Genomic DNA, 17,819 nt, shown 5'->3' on the forward strand with positions numbered 1-17,819 from the left:
CTCGGCAGGAGTCACCGGCGGTGTCATCGTCCGGGAGGGGGCTCGGCGCCGCCAAGGGTGAGCGGCGGGACACGGCGGGTGTACCGGCCTACGTGGAGGAGTCCGGAATCCGGGCTTGCCGCCCGAACCGCGGGAACGGGATTCCGCACGGGGATCGGAGTGAAATACCGGGCGGGCGCGGAATTTCCGGAGAAGGGGCCCGCACTCGGTCGTCTGCGGTTTTCGCGGATTTCGCCCCGCGGTGATCGGCCCGGGGCGCATCATCCGGACGGTGGTGGTTTCGCCTCGGCGGCGACCACGGGCGGTGGCGCCTTCCACCCTGTTCCGGCCAGGTCGGTCGGGCCGGACGCGGGCGAAGACGGCCGGATGACGCGGCCTTCCGCTCGGCCGGAAGGGTAGGTAATTTGAGGTCGGCGACCCCCCGTACCACCGGGGCACCACCAGCAAATCGCGCATCTCCGATGGGCAATTGAATGCGCGTCAGTTCGTGTGCGGTGAATTGTGGCGGGTGGGTTCGAAGGGGGTGGAAACGTCGGTCGGGGCGAAAGCGCCGGGTGCGCCCGCACACGGCGTCGCGCGTGCTCGGGTGGACACGGCCCTTCGCCTCCCGGAGGCGGAGCGGGAACGCAGGACGGAGGGGGGAGCCCATGGGAGGCGACTGGCGGATCGAGGTCGACGGCCGTCGGTGCATCGGTTCGGGGGTGTGCACGAGCACCGCTCCCGGGCGCTTCACGATCGACGACACCCGGCGATCACGGCCGACCGCCGGCGAGATCGCCCCCGACGAACGGGTGCTGGACGCGGCGTTCACCTGCCCGATGGAGGCCATCTCGGTCGTCCAGCGGAGCAGCGGCCTGACCCTCTTCCCGGACGCCGGGCCGCCCGCGGCCGACCGGGAGGAGACGCCGCCGGGCCCACCGGAGCCCGCCCCGCCCCGCCGGCCCGCCGCCGACCCGCACCGGTTGCCGGTGCCCCCACCGATCGAGGAGTAGACCGGAGTGCGCATCGCCTACCTGCACGGCGGCACCATCCCTTCGTTCTTCGCCAACGGCGTCCAGGTGATGCGGATGTGCGACGCGTTCACCGCCGCCGGGCACGACGTCACCCTCTACACCGCGCCCGGCTCGTACCCGGCCGACGACGCGTACGCCTACTACGGCGTCCGTCACCGCTTCCCCATCCGCGCCGTGCCCATCCCCGAGGACACCCCGGCCGGCTACTGGCGGCGCGCCGAACGGGTCCGGGACCTGCTGGCCGGTGACACCGCTCCCGACCTCGTCTACGGGCGCGACCCGTACGGCCTCGCCGCCGCGGCGGACCTCGCGCCCTTCGTCTACGAGGTGCACCAGATCCGCCGGGACGTGTCCCCGCCCGGGACGGAGCACCGACTCCTCGGCCACCAGCGGCTCGCCCGGGTCGTCGCGATCACCCACGCGCTCGCCCGCGACTTCCAGGAGGCCCACGCCGCCCTGGGGCCGCTGCCGATCCTCGTCGCCCCCGACTGCGCCGACCCGCCCGCCCCGCCGACCGCGGCCGCACCGACGCTGCCGGGCCGCCCGGACGTGCCGCGGATCGGCTACGTCGGCCACCTCTACGACGGACGCGGGATCGACCTGATCCTCGAACTCGCCGACCGGCTCCCCGGTCTGGACTTCCACCTGATCGGCGGCGCCGCCGAGGACCGGGCCCGCTGGGAGGGATCCTGCGGGCTGCCCAACGTGTTCTTCCACGGGCACCGCCCGCCGGCCGAACTCCCCTCCTACTACCCCTCCTTCGACGTCGTCCTCGCCCCGTACCAGCGGAAGGTCTACACCTGGGGCAGGCTCGGCGAGACCGGGCGCTGGGCCTCGCCGATGAAACTGTTCGAGTACATGTCCCACGGCCGCCCGATCATCGCCTCCGACCTCCCCGTCCTGCGGGAGGTCCTCCAGGACGGCGTCAACTGCCTGCTGCGCCCGCCGGACGAGCCGGACGCCTGGGCCGACGCCCTGGCCGGACTGGTCGCCAACGGGGCCCTGCGTCGCGCCCTCGGCGACGAGGCCCGGCGGCAGCTCCTGGACCGGTACACCTGGCGGCGCCGGGCCGACCGGGTGCTCGCGGGCCTCCCGGGGCCGCGGGGTGAATCATCGCCGAACAAGCATGCGGCGAACGGATTCTGACAATCAGTCAAGAAGGTGCCGCCCTCCCCGGTTGGAGAACCGCATGCCCCAAGCGCAGCGCGAGGCCGCGTCCGCCGCCGGACCGGCCGTCGACGGATACCCGGCCCGGCCGAGCGTGCGGGCCGGGGACACCCTGCGGCTGCACGTGTCGACCCGCGCGGCCCGGTTCCGGGCCGACTTCTTCCGCTGCGGCGCCCGCATCCGCCACCTGGGCTCCGTCCAGGGGCCGGGGCGGTACGCGCCGCCCGGGCGGCACGACCAGGACTGGCGCTGGCCCGGCCACGACGTCACCATTCCCGCGGACTGGCCCTCCGGGGTGTACATCGCCGTGCTGAGCCCCGCGACGACCGCGCCCGCGGACCCGGCGCCGCCCGGCGCCGAGGCCCTGGACGCGCGCCGCTCCCGGATCCTGTTCGTGGTGCGGCCCCGGGAACCCGCCCGGACGTCGCGCATCCTCTACAAGGTGCCGGTCTTCACCTACCACGCCTACAACCGAAGTGGCGGCGGATGCCTGTACGGCCCCCTCCACCACGACGAGGCCGCGCTGCGCGCCGGCACCAGGACCGTCAGCCTGCGCCGCCCGGGCGGCGGCATCGGCGGCCCGGTCAAGGGCCACCCGGACGCCCACGACCCGCGCACCCCCCGGCAGACCTTCGCGCACTGGGACGCCCCGTTCATCGCCTGGTTCGAGGCCGCCGGCTTCGAGGCCGACTACTGCACCGACCTCGACCTGCACGAGTCACCCCGACTCACCGACGGCTACCGGCTGTTGATCTCCGCCGGCCACGACGAGTACTGGAGCGAGGACGTCCGCCGCAACGTCACCGCCTTCCGCGACCGGGGCGGCAACTTCGCGCTGTTCGGGGCGAACACCTGCTGGTGGCGGGTGACGGTGAGCGGCGACGGCGCCGCCCTGCGCTGCGCCAAGTACCCGCCCGGCGTCCGGGACGTCGACGTCGACCGACTGCGCGGTTCCCCCGGCCACTGGTGGGAGTCGGACCCGGAGAACGCGCTGACGGGCGTCAGCTACCGCAGCGGCGGCGGCCACTGGGCGGGCCGCCGGGCGCCGCTGGGCTTCACCGTCCAGCACACCGACCACCCGGTCTTCGCGGGCACCGGACTGCGGGACGGCGACGTCCTCGGCGCCGGACACGCCCTGGTGGGCTACGAGTGCGACGGCGCCGCCCACCGCCGCGACGCCGCCCACCGGGCGGTGGCGACCGGAGCGGACGGCACGCCCGCTGGCTTCACCATCCTGGGGGTCGCCGACCTGCCCACGGACCCGGCCGCCGGCTGGCAGTTCGCCGCCCGCGAGGACCCGGACCCGGGCCGGGCCGCGACCTTCGGCCTGTACACCAGGGGCGGCACGGTGTTCACCGCCGCCACCACCGACTGGGCCCGCCTCCTGCCCCTCGACCCGCAGGTGCGCGCCATCACCCGCAACGTCGTCACCCTGCTGTCCTGAGGCCCGGACGGCACCCGCCGCCCCGCCGGGCAGTGGTCTTGCGCATGCCGATACAACTGGGGCGGTTTCGCCCGGAGGGGAACGTGTATGCCCGCACGGCAGGACACCGGCGACGCCGCGGCGCACCGCCTGAGCGCTCGCGCACCGTCCGTCCCGTCGACGCCTCCCAGCCGGGTGGTCGTCGTCGGCCAGGGCTACGTGGGACTGCCCCTGGCGGTCCGCGCGGCGCAGGCCGGCCACCGCGTCGTCGGCTTCGACGTGGACAAGCAACGGGTCGGGCAGCTGCGCGCGGGAGAGTCGTACGTCCTGGACGTCCCCTCCGCGCGCCTGGCTCCGCTGCTCGCCTCCGGGGCCTACCGCGCCAGCACCGACCCGGCGGACTGCGGCGGCTTCGACATCGCGGTGATCACCGTCCCCACCCCGCTGCGCGAGGGACTGCCGGACCTCTCGCACGTCGCCGAGTCGGCCCGCACGCTGGGCGTGCTGCTCCGGCCGGGCGCGATGGTCGTCCTGGAGTCGACCACCTACCCGGGCACGACCGAGGAACTGGTCGGGCCGATCCTGGAGGAGGTGTCCGGGCTGGTGGCCGGCCGGGACTTCCACCTGGGCTACAGCCCCGAGCGGATCGACCCGGGGAACCCGCGCTGGCGCCTGGAGAACACGCCCAAGGTGGTCTCCGGGGTGAACCGGACGTCCCTGGAGCGCGTCCAGGCGTTCTACGGTTCGATCGTCGACGCCGTCGTACCGGTCACCACCTGCCGCACCGCCGAGCTGACCAAGCTCCTGGAGAACACCTTCCGCCACGTCAACATCGCCCTGGTGAACGAACTCGCCATGTTCGCCCACGAGTTGGGTGTCGACGTGTGGGAGGCGATCGACGCCGCCAGCACCAAGCCGTACGGCTACCTGCGCTTCGTCCCCGGCCCGGGCGTGGGCGGGCACTGCCTGCCGATCGACCCGTCGTACCTGTCCTGGTGGGCGGAGCGCACGGCCGGCCGCACCTTCCGGTTCGTCGAACTCGCCAACGACGTCAACAGCCACATGCCCGACTACGTCGTGCGCCGACTCGTCGACGCCCTCGCCCGGCGCGGCAAGACCGTCGAAGGCTCCCGGGTCCTGCTGCTCGGCCTCTCCTACAAGGCCAACACCAGCGACGCGCGCGAGACCCCCTCCGCCCGCGTCGCCGAACTGCTCCTCGCGATGGGCGCGCAGGTGCACGCGGCGGACCCGCACGTCGTCCACCCGCTGCCCGCACCCGCCGACGCGCTCGACGGCGTACGGATGGTGGCCGCCACCCCCGGTGAACTCGCCGCCGCCGACTCGGTGGTGCTGCTCACGGACCACGACGCGTTCGACTACGACACCATCGCCGCCTGCTCCACGTACGTCCTGGACTGCCGCCGACGCCTCAGCGGCGACAACATCGACATCCTCTGACAGGGAGGGACCGGCATGAAGATCGCGATCACCGGCGGCGCCGGATTCATCGGCAGCAACCTCGCCCACACCCTGGCCGAGTGCTCGCAGGTGTCCGAAGTCCGGATCGTGGACGACCTGTCCACCGGCTCCAAGGACAACCTCGCCCCACTCGCCGTCCACTTCCTCGAAGGCAGCGTCCTGGACGCCGCCCTCCTGGACCGCGCGTTCCACGGCATCGACGCGATCGTGCACCTGGCGGCGCTCCCGTCGGTACCCCGGTCGGTGAACGACCCCGTCGCCAGCCACCACGCCAACGCCACCGGCACGCTGTCCGTCCTGGAAGCCGCCCGACGGGCGGGCGGCGTGCAGGTGATCGCCGCCTCCTCGTCCTCCGTCTACGGCGCGAACCCGCGCCTGCCCAAACACGAAGGCCTGCTCCCGGCCCCGATGAGCCCGTACGCCGCGAGCAAACTCGCGGGCGAGGCGTACCTGAGCGCCTACCACCACTCCTACGGCCTGCCGGTCCTCCCGTTCCGCTTCTTCAACGTCTACGGGCCCCGGCAGCCCGCCGGGCACGCCTACGCCGCCGTGGTGCCGGCCTGGATCAGCGCCGCGACCACCGGCCGGCCCCTGGTGGTGCACGGCGACGGCGGCCAGACCCGCGACTTCACGTACGTCGCCACCGTCTGCCGCATCCTCGCCCGGGCAGCGCTGCGCACCGTCGCCGACCCCGAACCGGTGAACCTCGCCTACGGCACCCGCACCTCCCTGCTGGACCTGATCGCCGAACTCGAACTCGCCACCGGGACGACCCTGCACCCGCAGCACACCGCGGCCCGCCCCGGAGACGTCCGGCACTCCCAGGCGGACAACACCCGGCTGCGCACCCTGTTCCCCGAGGTCGAGCCGACCACCCTGCGCGAGGGCCTGGAACAGACCGTCCGGTGGTTCCGCGGCAGGGCCTGAGGCCCCGTGCCCCTGGTCAGCCCCGGTGGTCGAAGGTGTCCGGGTCGGGGCCGATCCGGCCCCCGTCGGCGAGGGCGGCGATGGCGGACAGGTCCTCCGGGCCCAGGGCGAAGTCGAAGACGCCGATGTTCTCCCTGATCCGGGCCGGGGTCGCGGAGCGGGGGATCACCAGGTTGCCGAGCTGGAGGTGCCAGCGGATGACCACCTGGGCCGGCGTCTTCCCGTACCGGTCGGCGATCCGGGCGAGGGCGGGCTCGGCGAGCAGCCGGCCGCCCTGGGCGAGCGGGCTCCACGCCTCGGTGGCGATGGAGTGCTCGGCGGCGAGCGTGCGCATCCGCTCCTGGGGGAGGTAGGGGTGCAGCTCGATCTGGTTGACGGCCGGGACGACGCCGGTCTCCGCCAGCAGCCGTCCGAGCGTCGCGGCGGTGAAGTTGGAGACGCCGACCGCCCTGGCGCGCCCCTCGGCGTGCAGCAGCTCCAGGGCCCGGTACGACTCGACGTACCGGGCCTGCCGGGGGAGGGGCCAGTGGATCAGGTAGAGGTCCACGTAGTCGGTGCCCAGGCTGCGCACGCTCGCGTCGAACGCGCGGAGGGTGCGGTCGTAGCCCTGGTCGGCGTTCCCCAGCTTGGTGGTGAGGAAGACCTCCGGCCGGGGGATGCCGACGTCGCGGACGGCCCGGCCGACGCCCTCCTCGTTGCGGTAGACCCGGGCGGTGTCGATGCGGCGGTAGCCGGCCTCCAGCGCGTGGGTGACGGCCGTGTAGGCCTGGTCGTCGGTCAGCGGCCAGACACCGAGGCCGACGCGCGGGACGGCGGAGCCGTTGTTGAGGACGAGGCGTTGCACGGGGCGGGCCTTTCCGTTCCGGGGTACGGCGGCGGCTTGCCCTTCGAGTGTGTCGCCGCAGGCCGCTCCGAGGAAGACCGCCCAGGTGGTGACGGACGGTCAGATTCGTTGTGCCGCCCGAAGCGCGCGCGGGTTCGCCGCTGAACCCGACGGTTCCCCGGTCGCGTTACGAAGGCTAGAGCAGCCGGCTGACGCGGACAGGGAAAGGTCGGGAAAGATGCGATTTGGCGACATGCTGCACGGACACCGGAAGCACCGGGGCCTGACCCAGCAGCAACTGGCCGATCTCGCCACGCTGAGTGTTCGCGCGGTGCGCAACCTGGAACGGGGCGGGGCGCTGCGGCCCCGGCGGGAGACGGTGCGGCTGCTCGTGGACGTGCTGCGGCTGGACGCCGACCAGCGGGCGCAGTTCGAGTCGGCGGCGTTCGAGTCGACGGCGTTCCCCGAGGGGCCGGGCGCGGCGCCCCGTGATCGCGGCCCCGGCTTGCGGGGGCCCGGGGCGCGCGTTTGAGTGGGAAGGTACCGGCGGAATCGGGGGCGAGGAGGCGCCATGTCGCACCACAAGTCCAACAAGGACGTCGAAGGCGACCCGGACACCGGGCACGGGCGCGGTCTGCCCCGGCGGCCCGACGAGGAGGAGCTCGACGAGCGCACCGAGGAGGACCGCGAGGAGGTGGGCCTGCCCCCGGACCCGGACGCGGACGACCGGCCCGAGCAGGGCCGGCGGTAGGGGCCGGGGCCACTGCCGAGCCCGGCCGGAGCCGCGCTACGGGCCGGTGGGGTCGCCCGTCTCCCCGGTCCTGGTCGGCCGGGTGTGGACCTTGGCGACGCAGGCCGGGAGGGCGGCGGCGTGGTCGTGGTCCCGGGCCCGGTACGCGCTGGGGGTCTCGCCGACCAGCTGGGTGAACCGCGAGCTGAACGAGCCCAGCGAGGTGCAGCCGACCGCCATGCAGACCTCCGTCACGCTCAGGTCGCCGCGCCGCAGCAGTGCCTTGGCCCGCTCGATCCGGCGGGTCATGAGGTAGCCGTACGGGGTCTCGCCGAAGGCGGCGCGGAAGCTGCGGGAGAAGTGGCCCGGCGACATCAGTGCGGTGTGCGCCAGCGCCGGCACGTCCAGTGGCTGGGCGTAGTCGCGGTCCATCCGGTCGCGGGCCCGCCGCAGCCGGGCGAGGTCGGGTAGGGGGAGTCGGGACACCTGGGGCACGTCTGCCACGCTACCCGCCCGGTCCGACAGGGTCGCGCGGAGGCGTGCGCCGGCCGCCGCCCCGGGCCGCCTCCCCGCCCCGTCCGCTCCCGCGCCCCCGCTCCCGCACCCCCGTTCCTGCGCCCTGCCCTGCCCTGTGCTGTCCCCGCGCCCCGCCTCCGTACCCCACCGCCTTGTCCGGACGAATTCCGGTCAAAGGCGCTGTTTTCGAGCAGGGCGGCCGGTATCGGACGAACGGGTCCAGATTCGAACTGGTGGTGGAGTGGGTGTGCCGCTCTTGTCGCGCGTGCACATGAACTTTCGTCAATTCCCTTGCGGATATATTAGATTGCCGGTCTGCTGATGAACTCCTGATCGGCCCGGGTGTGATAACCCGTCGATGATGAGAGCGGGACATTGGGACGAACGAGGAAGCGAACGAGGTGCGCCGCGCAGGTCGCGGCGCTGACGGTGGGACTGTCCGCCGCAGCGCTGGTGACGGCGCCGGCGGCTTTTCCACAACCCGGCGACGGGACGGTGACCGTCCGGGTGATCCGGGCGGTGGACACCAGTGGAGTGTGGACACCGGCCCTGGAGCCAGGGCTCGCGGGCGTGAAAGTGACGCTCACGGATGACGCCGGGGTCGCGATCGAGGGGGTGACGGCGGCCGATGGGACGGTCACGCTGGCCCCGGCGACGGCCAAGCCGTCCGGGGGCAAGTACCGGGTGCAGGTGGTGAATCCGAAGCCCGGGGTGCTGTTCCCGGCGTTCGCCTCGCGGCAGGGGCTGGACGGCGCGCCGACCCAGCTGAGCAGCAACGAGGAGTTCGTCGACCTCTCGGGCGGCAAGAACGCGGCGTACACCACCGGGCTCTGGAACCCCGGTGACTACTGCCAGAAGAACGCCCCGCTGGTCACGACCTGCCAGCCGATGGACCGCGAGGGCGGGGCCCAGCGCACGCTGGTCTCCTTCCCGTACAGCGCGCGTGGCCAGGACGGCGAAGGCGTGACCGCCACGAACCTCGCCACCAACGCCGATACCGGCACGCTGTACGGCATCGCGTGGAACAAGGCCGACCGGCGGTTGTTCTCCTCGGCGGTGGCCAAGCGCACCACCGACTACGGCCCGGGCGGTGCCGGGGCGGTCTACGTCACCGACATCGCGCAGAAGAAGACGACGCTGTTCACCACCGTCCCGAACGCGGGCTCGACGGCCCACGGCGGCGGTACCGACGACGCCTTCCTCGACACGCCGGGCAAGGAGAGCCTCGGCGGCATCAAGATCACCGACGACGGCAAGGACCTGTTCGTCGTCAACCTCAACGACCGCAGGCTCTACCGCTACAACGCCACCCTGCCGGCCGCCGGGAGCCCGACGGCCTCCTACCCGATCCCCGACCCGGGCTGCCCGGCGGCGGGGGACTGGCGTCCGTTCGGCCTCGGCCTCCAGGACGGCACCGGCTACCTCGGCGGAGTGTGCTCCGGCGAGTCCACCGGCAAGCTCACCGACCTGCGCGCGGTGGTCCTGCCCTTCGACCTCGCCACCGGCGTGTTCGGCAAGCCGGTGCTGGACCAGCCGCTGGACTACCCGCGCCAGTCCACCGTCGGTTCGGGCCCGTGCGACGGTGCGGGCTGGTTCCCGTGGACGAGCACCTACCCGACCACGCAGAACGGCCGCCCGTGCGGCAGCGCCACCATCGCCAAGCCCGAGCCCGAGTTGGGCGAGATCACGTTCGAGACCGACGGCTCGATGCTGCTGGCCTTCCGCGACCGCTTCAGCGACCGCGCGCCGGGCGCCCCGGTGCCGGGCTTCGTCGCCGTCGTCATGTCCGGCGGGGACCTGAACAAGGCCTGCCGGGCGAACGGCACGTACGTGATGGACACCAACAACGGGTGCGGGCTCGCCCCCCGGGGCACCCGGTTCTTCGACACGACCTGGGGAGGCCACCGCAACACGGCGTTCGCCGGCATGGCGCTGTCCAAGGTCGAGAGCACCGTCGCGGTCTCCGCCTTCGACCCCAACCACACCGCTCTCGGGTACGGCACGTCGTTCCTCCAGCGGGCGAACGGCCAGCAGGACCCGCAGTTCGGTTTCCGGCTCAACCCGGCCGGGACGATCGCGCCGTTCGGCAAGGGCGCCTCGATGGGCGACCTGGAGGTGCTCTGCGACCAGGCGCCGCTGCAGATCGGCAACCGGGTCTGGTACGACCCCGAGCGCAAGGGCATCCAGAACCCGGGCCAGCGCCCCGTCGAGGGCGCGACCGTCCACCTCTACGACGAGTCGGGCAAGCTGGTCGGCACGACGAAGACGACGAAGCGCGGCGAGTACTACTTCGACGACTCGAACGTCACCGGCGGCCTCAAGCCGAGGACCAAGTACACGATCCGGCTCGACAACCCGGCGGACTACGCCAAGGGCGGGCCGCTCTACCAGTGGGTGCCCACCGACGCGGACGTCGGCGACAACCACTTCATCGATTCCAAGGGCCTGGTGCCGCCCGGTACGAAGTTCCCCGAGCGGGCGCTGACCACCGGCGGGCCGGGCGAGAACGACCACACCTTCGACTTCGGGTTCCGGCAGCAGGAGGGCGCGCTGCGCCTGGTCAAGCACGACCAGGACGGCAAGCCGCTGGCGGGGGCGAAGTTCCAGCTGTGGCACGACACCAACGGCACCGACGGGTTGCAGACCGGCGGTGACAAGCCCGACACGGCGGTGGGCGGCCCCTGCACGACCGGCGCCGACGGCCTCTGCCAGGGCGCCGGGGTGCCGGGGACGTACTACTGGCAGGAGCTCAGCCCGCCCGACGGCTACGCGGCTCCGGACACCACCGTGTTCGGCCCGCTGGCGCTGACCTCCGACAACCTCGCGGACGGTGTCTCGGTGACGGCGGTCAACCGGCTGCTGCCCACTCCGACGCCGACCCCGACGCCGACCAACTCGTCGAGCCCGCCGAGCCCGTCGAGTTCGCCGACCACGCCGGAGCGGACCACGCCGCCGGGGCCGACGGAGTCGCCGAGCCCGTCGACGGCGAACCCGCTGCCCCCGCCCGGGGGACAGCTGCCCAGCACCGGCGCCAGTGCCCTGGTGCCGCTGGGGATCGTCGGCGGCGCGGTGCTGGTGGCGTCCGGTGGTGCGCTGGTCCTCGTCGCCCGTAAGCGCAGGGCGCGGCACCAGTAGGAAGCGGTGAGGAGGGGCGGGCCCGTGGCGTGATTCATGCCACGGGCCCGCCCGCCGCTCGTTCGCACGACGGTGACGACAAGCATGACGGCGACGACGAGCACGACGGTGATGACAAGGAGGAGGGCTGCCAGATGGCCCGCAGGAAGATCGGGAAGAGGGCGCGGTTGCGCCTGCTCGTCGGGGTGGTCGGCGCGGTGGTGGTCGCCGGGGCCACGGTCCTCGGGGTGACGGCCTGGGGCGAACCGGAGGAACGGGCGGTGACCATGGACGAGGCGTCCCGGCTGGCGCTGTCCCGGCTGACGCTGTACCAGGCCAGCCCGGCGGCGGTGGTGCTCACCGCGGCGGAGGGCGGCGGCGTGCAGATCCGGGTGGAGGGGGTGGTGGACTACCGCACCCGCCGGGGGGTGGGCCGCTACCAGGTCTCCGGGGCCTCGGGTCAGCTCGACCACGGCCTGATCATCTGGGACGGCGACGGCCTCGGGCTGGCCCCGGAGCCGGCCGGCTCCGGCCCCGCCTGGGAGCAGGCCGAGCACGTCCCCCGCTCCGGCTGGTCGCCGCGCTCCTACACGGCGGACCCGCTGGACGCCGGGCTCGGCCTGCTGGTCCGCCTTGGCGCGGACCGGCCGGACAACCCGCTGCTGCTCGCCCAGTCCGGGGCGCGCCTGCTCGGCCGGGACCGCATCGACGGCCGCGACTACGACCGCTTCTCGGGCCCGCGCGCCCAGGGCGCCGCCCCGGACGGCGGGCCGTCGCCGCTGACCTACTGGGTCGACGGCGCCGGCGCGCTGCGCCGGGTCACCATGCGGATGTCCGGCCTGGGCACCCCGACGACCGTCGACCTCACCGGTCGGCAGGACGGCGTGCGGATGCCGGAGGCGCCGTGGGCCGCCGGGTGAGGCCCCGGGGCCGCCGGGGCTGCGGCTCACCGGGGCCCGGGCTCACCGGGGTTGCGGCACGGCGGCGGTGTCCGTGGGCAGGGCGTAGCGGTCCGGGTCGACGGGCCCCGGAAGGTCCGTCGCCGGCCGGCCCGGCGCCGACGGGTCGGGCAGGGAGGGCTGCGCGTCCGGGGCCCGCACCTGGTGGAACGGCACGCCGGGCGGCGCCATGACGGTGGCGGGCCGGCCGCCGGGGAGCGGGCCGCGGCCCTGCGCCCCGCACGCCGCCAGGCCCTCCAACTGCTCCGGGCTCTGGGTGTCGGGCGTGTTGCCGGTGAAGCAGTTGCCGGGGTCGGTGGAGGCCAGCACGAGGTCGACGCCGTTGCCCGTGGCGCGGTTGCCCTCGACGCGGTTGCCGCTCGCCGGGTGCCCGGGCGGGTCGGTGACGATGACCCCGGCGGCGCGGTTCCCCTGGACGAGGTTGCGCAGCACCTGGTTCGCGGTGCCGCCGCCGATCCCGAGGCCGATGCCGAAGCCGCCGTCCGCCTGCTCCGGGGTGTCGGCGGCGTTGTTGTCGGCGATCACGTTCCCGGCGATCACCGCGCCGTGCTGCGGGGCGAGGGATTCCAGGTCGTTGGAGTTCACCGTCACGCCGACCCGGTTGCCGACCACCCGGTTGCCGAGGATGCTGAGCCCGTCGGAGGCGTTGGTCAGCTCGATGCCGACCGCGTTGCGCTCCACGGTGTTGCCGTGCACGAGGGTGTCGCAGGGCTTGCACTGGCCGACGTAGATCCCGGAGTCGGCCTGCCCGGAGGCGTAGGAGTCCTCGATCACGCCGCCGCGCGCGTCGAAGGCGTAGATGCCGTACAGGCCGTTGTCGTACGCCGTCACCCGGGAGGCCCGGAAGCCCTGGACGGGCGGGAAGCGGTTGGTGTCGAGCGGGTCGTACGCGGAGCCGCCGGCGCCGTGCCGTTGCAGGTGCTCGTCGGTGACGCCGGTGAACAGGACGCCGTTGGCGAGGTAGCCGTGCACGGTGAGGTTCTCCACCACCGAGCCGGCGCCGGTGACGGTGATGCCGTTGACGAGCCGCACCCCGCCGTCGAGGACGACGCCGTTGCGGTCCGTCCCGCGCAGGACGATGCGCGGCTTGGTGATCCGGACGCTCTCCGGGTACACGCCCGGGTGGACCAGCACCGTGTCGCCCTCGCGCGCGACGTCCACGGCCTGCTGCACGGTCGGGAAGTCCTCCGGGACCTGGACGACCGTACCGGCCGGATGGCGCGCCTCGTCGGAGGAGGAGCCCGATGCCGCGCAGCCAGCCAGCGCCAGGGTGGCGGCGAGCAGCGCCGCAGACAGCCGTCGCAGCGGTCTCGTCGCACGTGCAGGTGAGGGTCGGTGGGTGAGTTGACGCATCATCGGGATTTGCATGAGAGGTGTTCTATCGTCTCCAATGTCGCCCATGCATGCCGAAACCGGAAAAGTGCGGAAACAGACGGAAGCCGCCGGATCCGGTGTGGAGCGGAGGGCGCTGCTCGCGGCCGGAGCGGTGCTCGCCGCCGGACTCGGCGCCGGCGTCCAGGCGTTGGCGCACGGCGGCCACGAAGGCGCCGCGCCGCACCCGGCGGCCCCGCCACCCGGACCGGCACCCCTCTTCCACGGCCCCCGCCAGGCCGGCGTGACCACACCGCCGCAACCCGCCACCCAGCTGCTGGCCTTCGACCTCGCACCCGCGACCACCGCCGGCGGCCGGGACGCCCTGCGCGGCCTGCTCGCGGACCTCACCCGGCTGCTGGCCGCCGCGACCGCCGGGAGCTCGCCGGACCTGCGGCTCCAGGGCGCCGAACCGGCCCGGCTCACCAGCCTGGTGGGCGTCGGCCCCGACCTCGCCGCCCGGCTCGGCCTGAACGTCCCGACCGCGCTCGCCGACCTGCCGGCCTTCGCCGGCGACCGCCTCGACCCGGCGCGCGGCGGCGGCGACGTCCTCCTCCAACTCTGCGGCGCCGACCGCTGGACGCTGACCGTCGTCGCCGAACTCGCCACCGCCGCCGCCCGCGCCGCCGGGGCCACGCCCCGCTGGACCCAGTCCGGCTTTCTGCCCGCCACCGCCCCGGGCACCACCGCCCGCAACCTGTTCGGCTTCAAGGACGGCACCGCCAACCCCGACGAGTCGACCGCCCGGCAGTGGGTCTGGGGTCCGGCGGGGGCGCACGAGAACGGCACCGTCCTGGTCTACCGGCGGATCCGGATGGACGTCGCCGCCTTCGCGGCCCTCCCCGCGGACCGGCGCGACCTGGTCATCGGCCGCCGCGCGGGCGACGGCGCCCCGCTCACCGGCAGCGCCGAACACGACGAACCGGACGTCTACGCCAAGAACCCGGACGGCTCCTACGTCATCCCCGCCACCGCCCACGTCCGGCTCAGCAGCCCCCGCCTCGACGGCGGCGCGCGCATGCTCCGCCGCGGCTACAGCTACGACGACGGCCCGGACGACCGCGGCCTGCTCTTCTGCGCCTTCATGCGCGACCCCGCCCAGTTCACCCGCGTCCAGACCCGCCTCGCCACCCGCGACGCCCTCAACCCGTTCGTCCAGCACCAGGCCTCCGCCGTCGCCTACGTCCTCCCCGGCGCCCCCGAGGGCGCCACCCTGGGCGAGCAGCTCTGGGGCTGAGGGGGAGCAGGGGCTTGCCCGCGACGGCCCGGGGGCCGGCGCGGGCTGCTCGCTGCGGGCGGCCCGGCGCCCCCGGCTACCAGGTGACCGGCAGGTGGGCGGGGCTGCGGGTGGTGGTGCCGAGTTGCCAGGTGAGCCGGTCGACGGGGGTGGTGAGGCGCAGGCCCGGGAGGGCGGCGGCGAGGCGGCGGAGGGATTCGCGCATTTCCAGGCGCATCCGCCAGGCGCCGAGGCAGTAGTGGGGGCCGGCGCTGAAGGCGAGGGTCGGGGCGGGCAGCGGGTGGTCGAGGCCGGCGTCGAGGCCCTCGGGGAAGACGGCGGTGTCGCGGTTGGCGCTGCCGAGGCTGACGGCGAGGACGGCGCCGGCGGGGATCCGGACGCCGCCGAGGTCGACCGGTTCGGTGGCGCGCCGGGTGGTGGCCTCGTCGTCGCCGAGCGGGATGAAGTGGAGGAGTCGTTCGGTGACGCGTTCGGTGGTGTCGGGATCGGCGAGTCGGGGCCACTGCTCGGGGCGTTCGCCGAGCAGGTAGACGAGGGCGTTGCCGAGGGCGCCGGTGACGCTCTCGTTGCCGCTGGCGGTGAGCCCGCAGACCAGGTAGACGAGTGATTCCTCGGGGACGCCGCCGTCCTGGTCGGCGGCCTGGACGAGGCGGCTGACCAGGTCCTCGCCGGGGTGGTGGCGGCGGCGGGCGATCAACTCGCCGGTGTAGGCGGCGTATTCGGCGAGCGCCTCGGCCGGGTCCAGGGTGCCGTCCGCCGCGTCGCCACTGTCGTCCGGGGTGCCGCCGTCGTCCGGGGTGCCGTCGGCGAGGATCGCCCTGGTCCAGCGGCGGAGCCGTTGCTCGTCGAGGCGGTCCGGGCCGTCGCCGTCGAGCCCCATCAGGCGGCTGGTGACGGCGAAGGGCACCGGCCGGGTGAAGGCGGTGACCAGGTCGGCGGGGGTGCCGCCGGCCGCGAGGGCGTCGACGGCCTGCTGGACGCTCTCCGCGACCCAGGGCTGCCAGCCGGCGATGGCGCGCGCGGTGAAGGCCCGTTGGACGGTGCTGCGCAGCCGGCGGTGTTCCGGCCCGTCCTGGTTGAACATCGACGCCGGGTTGCTGGAGACGTCGGCGCCGCCGCCGGGGGTGCCGACGGTGGCCAGGTCGCCGCGGGTGAAGCGGGGGTCGGTGAGGGTCTGGCGGACGTCGTGGTAGCGGGTGACCAGCCAGGCGGGGGTGCCGTCGGGGAGGGTGGTGGGGTGGGGCGGCTGGGCGGGGGTGACGGGGAGTCGGTGCAACGGGGGGAGGGCGGGTGCGGCGGTGGACATGGGTCCCTTCGGGGTCGGCGGTCCGGCGCGGGATGAGAATCCAACTGTCTTATTTACGTAGATCGTTGGATTCCGCTGCTGCTTGTCCAGTTGGTCCCGATGGTAGCGATTCCACCTCCCCCGGTCAGGGTTTCACCGGCCCGGCCCGGCCCGGCCCGGCCCGTCAGCCCGTCAGTGGGCCGGTCCGTCGGTCGGCCAGCCCGAGGTCGCGCAGGTGGGCGGTGAGCGCGGCCGGGTCGACCGCCCCCGCGGTGAGCCCGACGTGGCCGTCGGGGCGGACCAGTACGACGGCGTCGCCGTCGATCCCGTAGGCGCGGCGGGCGTGGCCGCCGGGGTCGAGGACGCCGGCCCGGTGCACGCCCGGGAGGTCGGGCAGGGCGGTCAGGGCGGGGTGCTCGCCGAAGGCCAGCAGGGTGGCGTGCGGGCCGCGGAAGAGGTCGAACAGGCGGGTGGGGGCGCCGTCGGCGGTGGCGCAGGGCGCGTCCGGGGCGCGGTCCCCGGCGCGGATGCCGGTGGCGTCGTCCAGGTCGCGGCCGAGCGGCCCGCCCCGGTAGTGGACGGACAGCCCGGTGAGGTCGGCGCCGGCCGAGTTGGCCAGGCTGAGGAGCTGGTCGGTCAGGGCCCGGGCCCCGCCGTCGCCGCTGAACAGTGCCCGGTGCTGGGCGGAGGAGGCGGCCAGCACGGCGCGGGCGACGGGCAGCCGTTCGGCCTGGTAGCTGTCGAGGAGCGGGTCGGGGGCGCCGCGCAGCGCCGCCGCCAGCTTCCAGCCGAGGTTGTGCGCGTCCTGGATGCCGGTGTTCATGCCCTGGCCGCCGGCCGCGGACTGACAGTGGGCGGAGTCCCCGGCGAGGAACACCCGGCCCTCGCGGTAGCGCTCGACCATGCGTACGGTCGGCCGCCAGACGGTGGACCAGGTCGGCTCGTGCAGCCGGGCGCCGGGCAGGCCGGCCCGTTCGGCGAACAGCTGCCGGAAGGTGTCCAGGGTGGGGGCGGGCAGCCGCCCGTGCCCGTCGGGGGTGACGGAGGCGTGGACGGCCCAGGTGTCGTCCTGGCGCAGCGGGACCAGTACCAGGGCGCCGACGCCGAACCGGGGGTCGTCCCAGACGTGCAGGGCGTCCGGCGCGAACCCGTCCAGGCGCATCGTGGCCATCAGGAAGCGCTCCTCCTCCCAGGTCTCGCCGAGGAACGGGATGCCCGCGAGTTTGCGGACGGTGCTGCGGCCGCCGTCGCAGCCGACCAGGTAGCGGGCGGCGATCCGCTCGGTGGCGGCCCCGGCGCGCTCCCCGTGCTGGACGATGGCGAGGACGCCGTCCCCGTCCTGGGTGTGGTCGACGAGCCCGGTGTCCAGTTCGACCGTGACGCCGTAGTCGGCGAGCCGGTCGCGCAGCACGGCCTCGGTGTGGTGCTGGGCGAGCATCAGCAGGCCGCCGTAAGGGCGGTCGGGGGTCGGGGCGTTGGCGGGTGCCGGGTCGACCTCGTGGCGGAGCCGGTCGCCCCGGTAGCTGCGGATCTTGAGGTTGAGGTCGCCGCGGGCGAGGATCTCGCCGGCCACGCCGAGGTCGTCGAACACCTCCAGCGTCCGGGGGTTGACGCCCTTGCCGCGGACGCCGCGGTCGCGGAAGGCCGGGTCCCGTTCGATGATCCGGCAGTCGACCCCCGCGCGGGCCAGTCCGACGGCGAGCGTCAGTCCGACCGGGCCGGCGCCGACCACGAGGACGTCGGTCGTACGGGCAGTGCTCATGGCGGGCCCCTCC

Annotated in this window: 16 protein-coding genes; 10 read left to right on the forward strand and 6 right to left on the reverse strand. The window is 74.3% G+C overall.

Annotation, left to right across the window (positions count from 1 at the left end; translation table 11 throughout):
• Nucleotides 1-647: 647 nt before the first annotated feature.
• The 5 genes from AB0P03_RS01400 (at nt 648) to AB0P03_RS01420 (ending at nt 6,009) form a co-directional block, all read left to right on the forward strand.
• The gene (locus tag AB0P03_RS01400) at nt 648-992 is read left to right on the forward strand and encodes a ferredoxin (RefSeq protein ID WP_363627513.1); all 345 of its coding nucleotides are present in this window, start codon (nt 648-650) and stop codon (nt 990-992) included.
• Between the two features lie 6 nt (nt 993-998).
• The gene (locus AB0P03_RS01405; RefSeq protein WP_363627514.1) at nt 999-2,159 is read left to right on the forward strand and encodes a glycosyltransferase family 4 protein; all 1,161 of its coding nucleotides are present in this window, start codon (nt 999-1,001) and stop codon (nt 2,157-2,159) included.
• 43 nt (nt 2,160-2,202) lie between these two features.
• Entirely contained in the window at nt 2,203-3,624 is a 1,422-nt protein-coding gene (locus AB0P03_RS01410) for a N,N-dimethylformamidase beta subunit family domain-containing protein (protein WP_363627515.1), read from the forward strand.
• Between the two features lie 87 nt (nt 3,625-3,711).
• Nucleotides 3,712-5,061: a nucleotide sugar dehydrogenase gene (locus AB0P03_RS01415; RefSeq protein ID WP_363627516.1), complete on the forward strand. Its 1,350-nt coding sequence runs from the start codon at nt 3,712-3,714 to the stop codon at nt 5,059-5,061.
• A gap of 15 nt (nt 5,062-5,076) precedes the next feature.
• Complete coding sequence (locus AB0P03_RS01420; RefSeq protein WP_363627517.1) at nt 5,077-6,009, forward strand: NAD-dependent epimerase/dehydratase family protein; 933 nt, start codon at nt 5,077-5,079, stop codon at nt 6,007-6,009.
• 16 nt (nt 6,010-6,025) lie between these two features.
• On the opposite strand, the gene AB0P03_RS01425 is transcribed toward AB0P03_RS01420, so the two are convergent.
• Nucleotides 6,026-6,853, reverse strand: coding sequence for an aldo/keto reductase (locus AB0P03_RS01425; protein ID WP_363627518.1), 828 nt, complete (start codon nt 6,851-6,853; stop codon nt 6,026-6,028).
• A 217-nt stretch (nt 6,854-7,070) separates the two neighbouring features.
• On the opposite strand from AB0P03_RS01425, the gene AB0P03_RS01430 reads away from it, so the two are divergent.
• Together AB0P03_RS01430 and AB0P03_RS01435 are read left to right on the forward strand one after the other, a co-directional pair.
• Nucleotides 7,071-7,364, forward strand: a complete 294-nt coding sequence (locus AB0P03_RS01430; protein ID WP_363585938.1) for a helix-turn-helix transcriptional regulator — start codon at nt 7,071-7,073, stop codon at nt 7,362-7,364.
• A 39-nt stretch (nt 7,365-7,403) separates the two neighbouring features.
• Entirely contained in the window at nt 7,404-7,583 is a 180-nt protein-coding gene (locus tag AB0P03_RS01435; protein WP_363585939.1) for a hypothetical protein, read from the forward strand.
• Between the two features lie 36 nt (nt 7,584-7,619).
• Here AB0P03_RS01435 and AB0P03_RS01440 read toward each other — a convergent pair whose 3' ends face one another.
• Nucleotides 7,620-7,994, reverse strand: a complete 375-nt coding sequence (locus AB0P03_RS01440; protein WP_363585965.1) for a helix-turn-helix transcriptional regulator — start codon at nt 7,992-7,994, stop codon at nt 7,620-7,622.
• Nucleotides 7,995-8,380: 386 nt separating this feature from the next.
• On the reverse strand, nt 8,381-8,605 hold the full coding sequence (locus tag AB0P03_RS01445) for a hypothetical protein (protein ID WP_363618385.1): 225 nt from the start codon (nt 8,603-8,605) through the stop codon (nt 8,381-8,383).
• A 49-nt stretch (nt 8,606-8,654) separates the two neighbouring features.
• On the opposite strand from AB0P03_RS01445, the gene AB0P03_RS01450 reads away from it, so the two are divergent.
• Entirely contained in the window at nt 8,655-11,213 is a 2,559-nt protein-coding gene (locus tag AB0P03_RS01450) for an SdrD B-like domain-containing protein (protein ID WP_363627519.1), read from the forward strand.
• A gap of 29 nt (nt 11,214-11,242) precedes the next feature.
• Nucleotides 11,243-12,112, forward strand: a complete 870-nt coding sequence (locus AB0P03_RS01455) for a hypothetical protein (RefSeq protein WP_363627520.1) — start codon at nt 11,243-11,245, stop codon at nt 12,110-12,112.
• A 42-nt stretch (nt 12,113-12,154) separates the two neighbouring features.
• Here the strand turns inward: AB0P03_RS01455 and AB0P03_RS01460 are convergent, their stop codons facing one another.
• Nucleotides 12,155-13,519 carry a right-handed parallel beta-helix repeat-containing protein gene (locus AB0P03_RS01460; protein WP_363585942.1) on the reverse strand — a complete coding sequence of 455 codons (1,365 nt, stop codon included), beginning with the start codon at nt 13,517-13,519 and terminating at the stop codon, nt 12,155-12,157.
• 31 nt (nt 13,520-13,550) lie between these two features.
• Here AB0P03_RS01460 and AB0P03_RS01465 point away from each other — a divergent pair, with 31 nt between their 5' ends.
• Nucleotides 13,551-14,759, forward strand: a complete 1,209-nt coding sequence (locus tag AB0P03_RS01465) for a Dyp-type peroxidase (RefSeq protein ID WP_363627521.1) — start codon at nt 13,551-13,553, stop codon at nt 14,757-14,759.
• Between the two features lie 76 nt (nt 14,760-14,835).
• Here AB0P03_RS01465 and AB0P03_RS01470 read toward each other — a convergent pair whose 3' ends face one another.
• Both AB0P03_RS01470 and AB0P03_RS01475 read right to left on the reverse strand, forming a co-directional pair.
• The gene (locus AB0P03_RS01470; RefSeq protein WP_363585944.1) at nt 14,836-16,065 is read right to left on the reverse strand and encodes a cytochrome P450; all 1,230 of its coding nucleotides are present in this window, start codon (nt 16,063-16,065) and stop codon (nt 14,836-14,838) included.
• 163 nt (nt 16,066-16,228) lie between these two features.
• On the reverse strand, nt 16,229-17,806 hold the full coding sequence (locus AB0P03_RS01475; RefSeq protein ID WP_363627522.1) for an FAD-dependent monooxygenase: 1,578 nt from the start codon (nt 17,804-17,806) through the stop codon (nt 16,229-16,231).
• Nucleotides 17,807-17,819: the final 13 nt, after the last annotated feature.

This window comes from Kitasatospora sp. NPDC088779, from assembly GCF_040685395.1.
Classification (GTDB): Bacteria; Actinomycetota; Actinomycetes; order Streptomycetales; family Streptomycetaceae; genus Kitasatospora.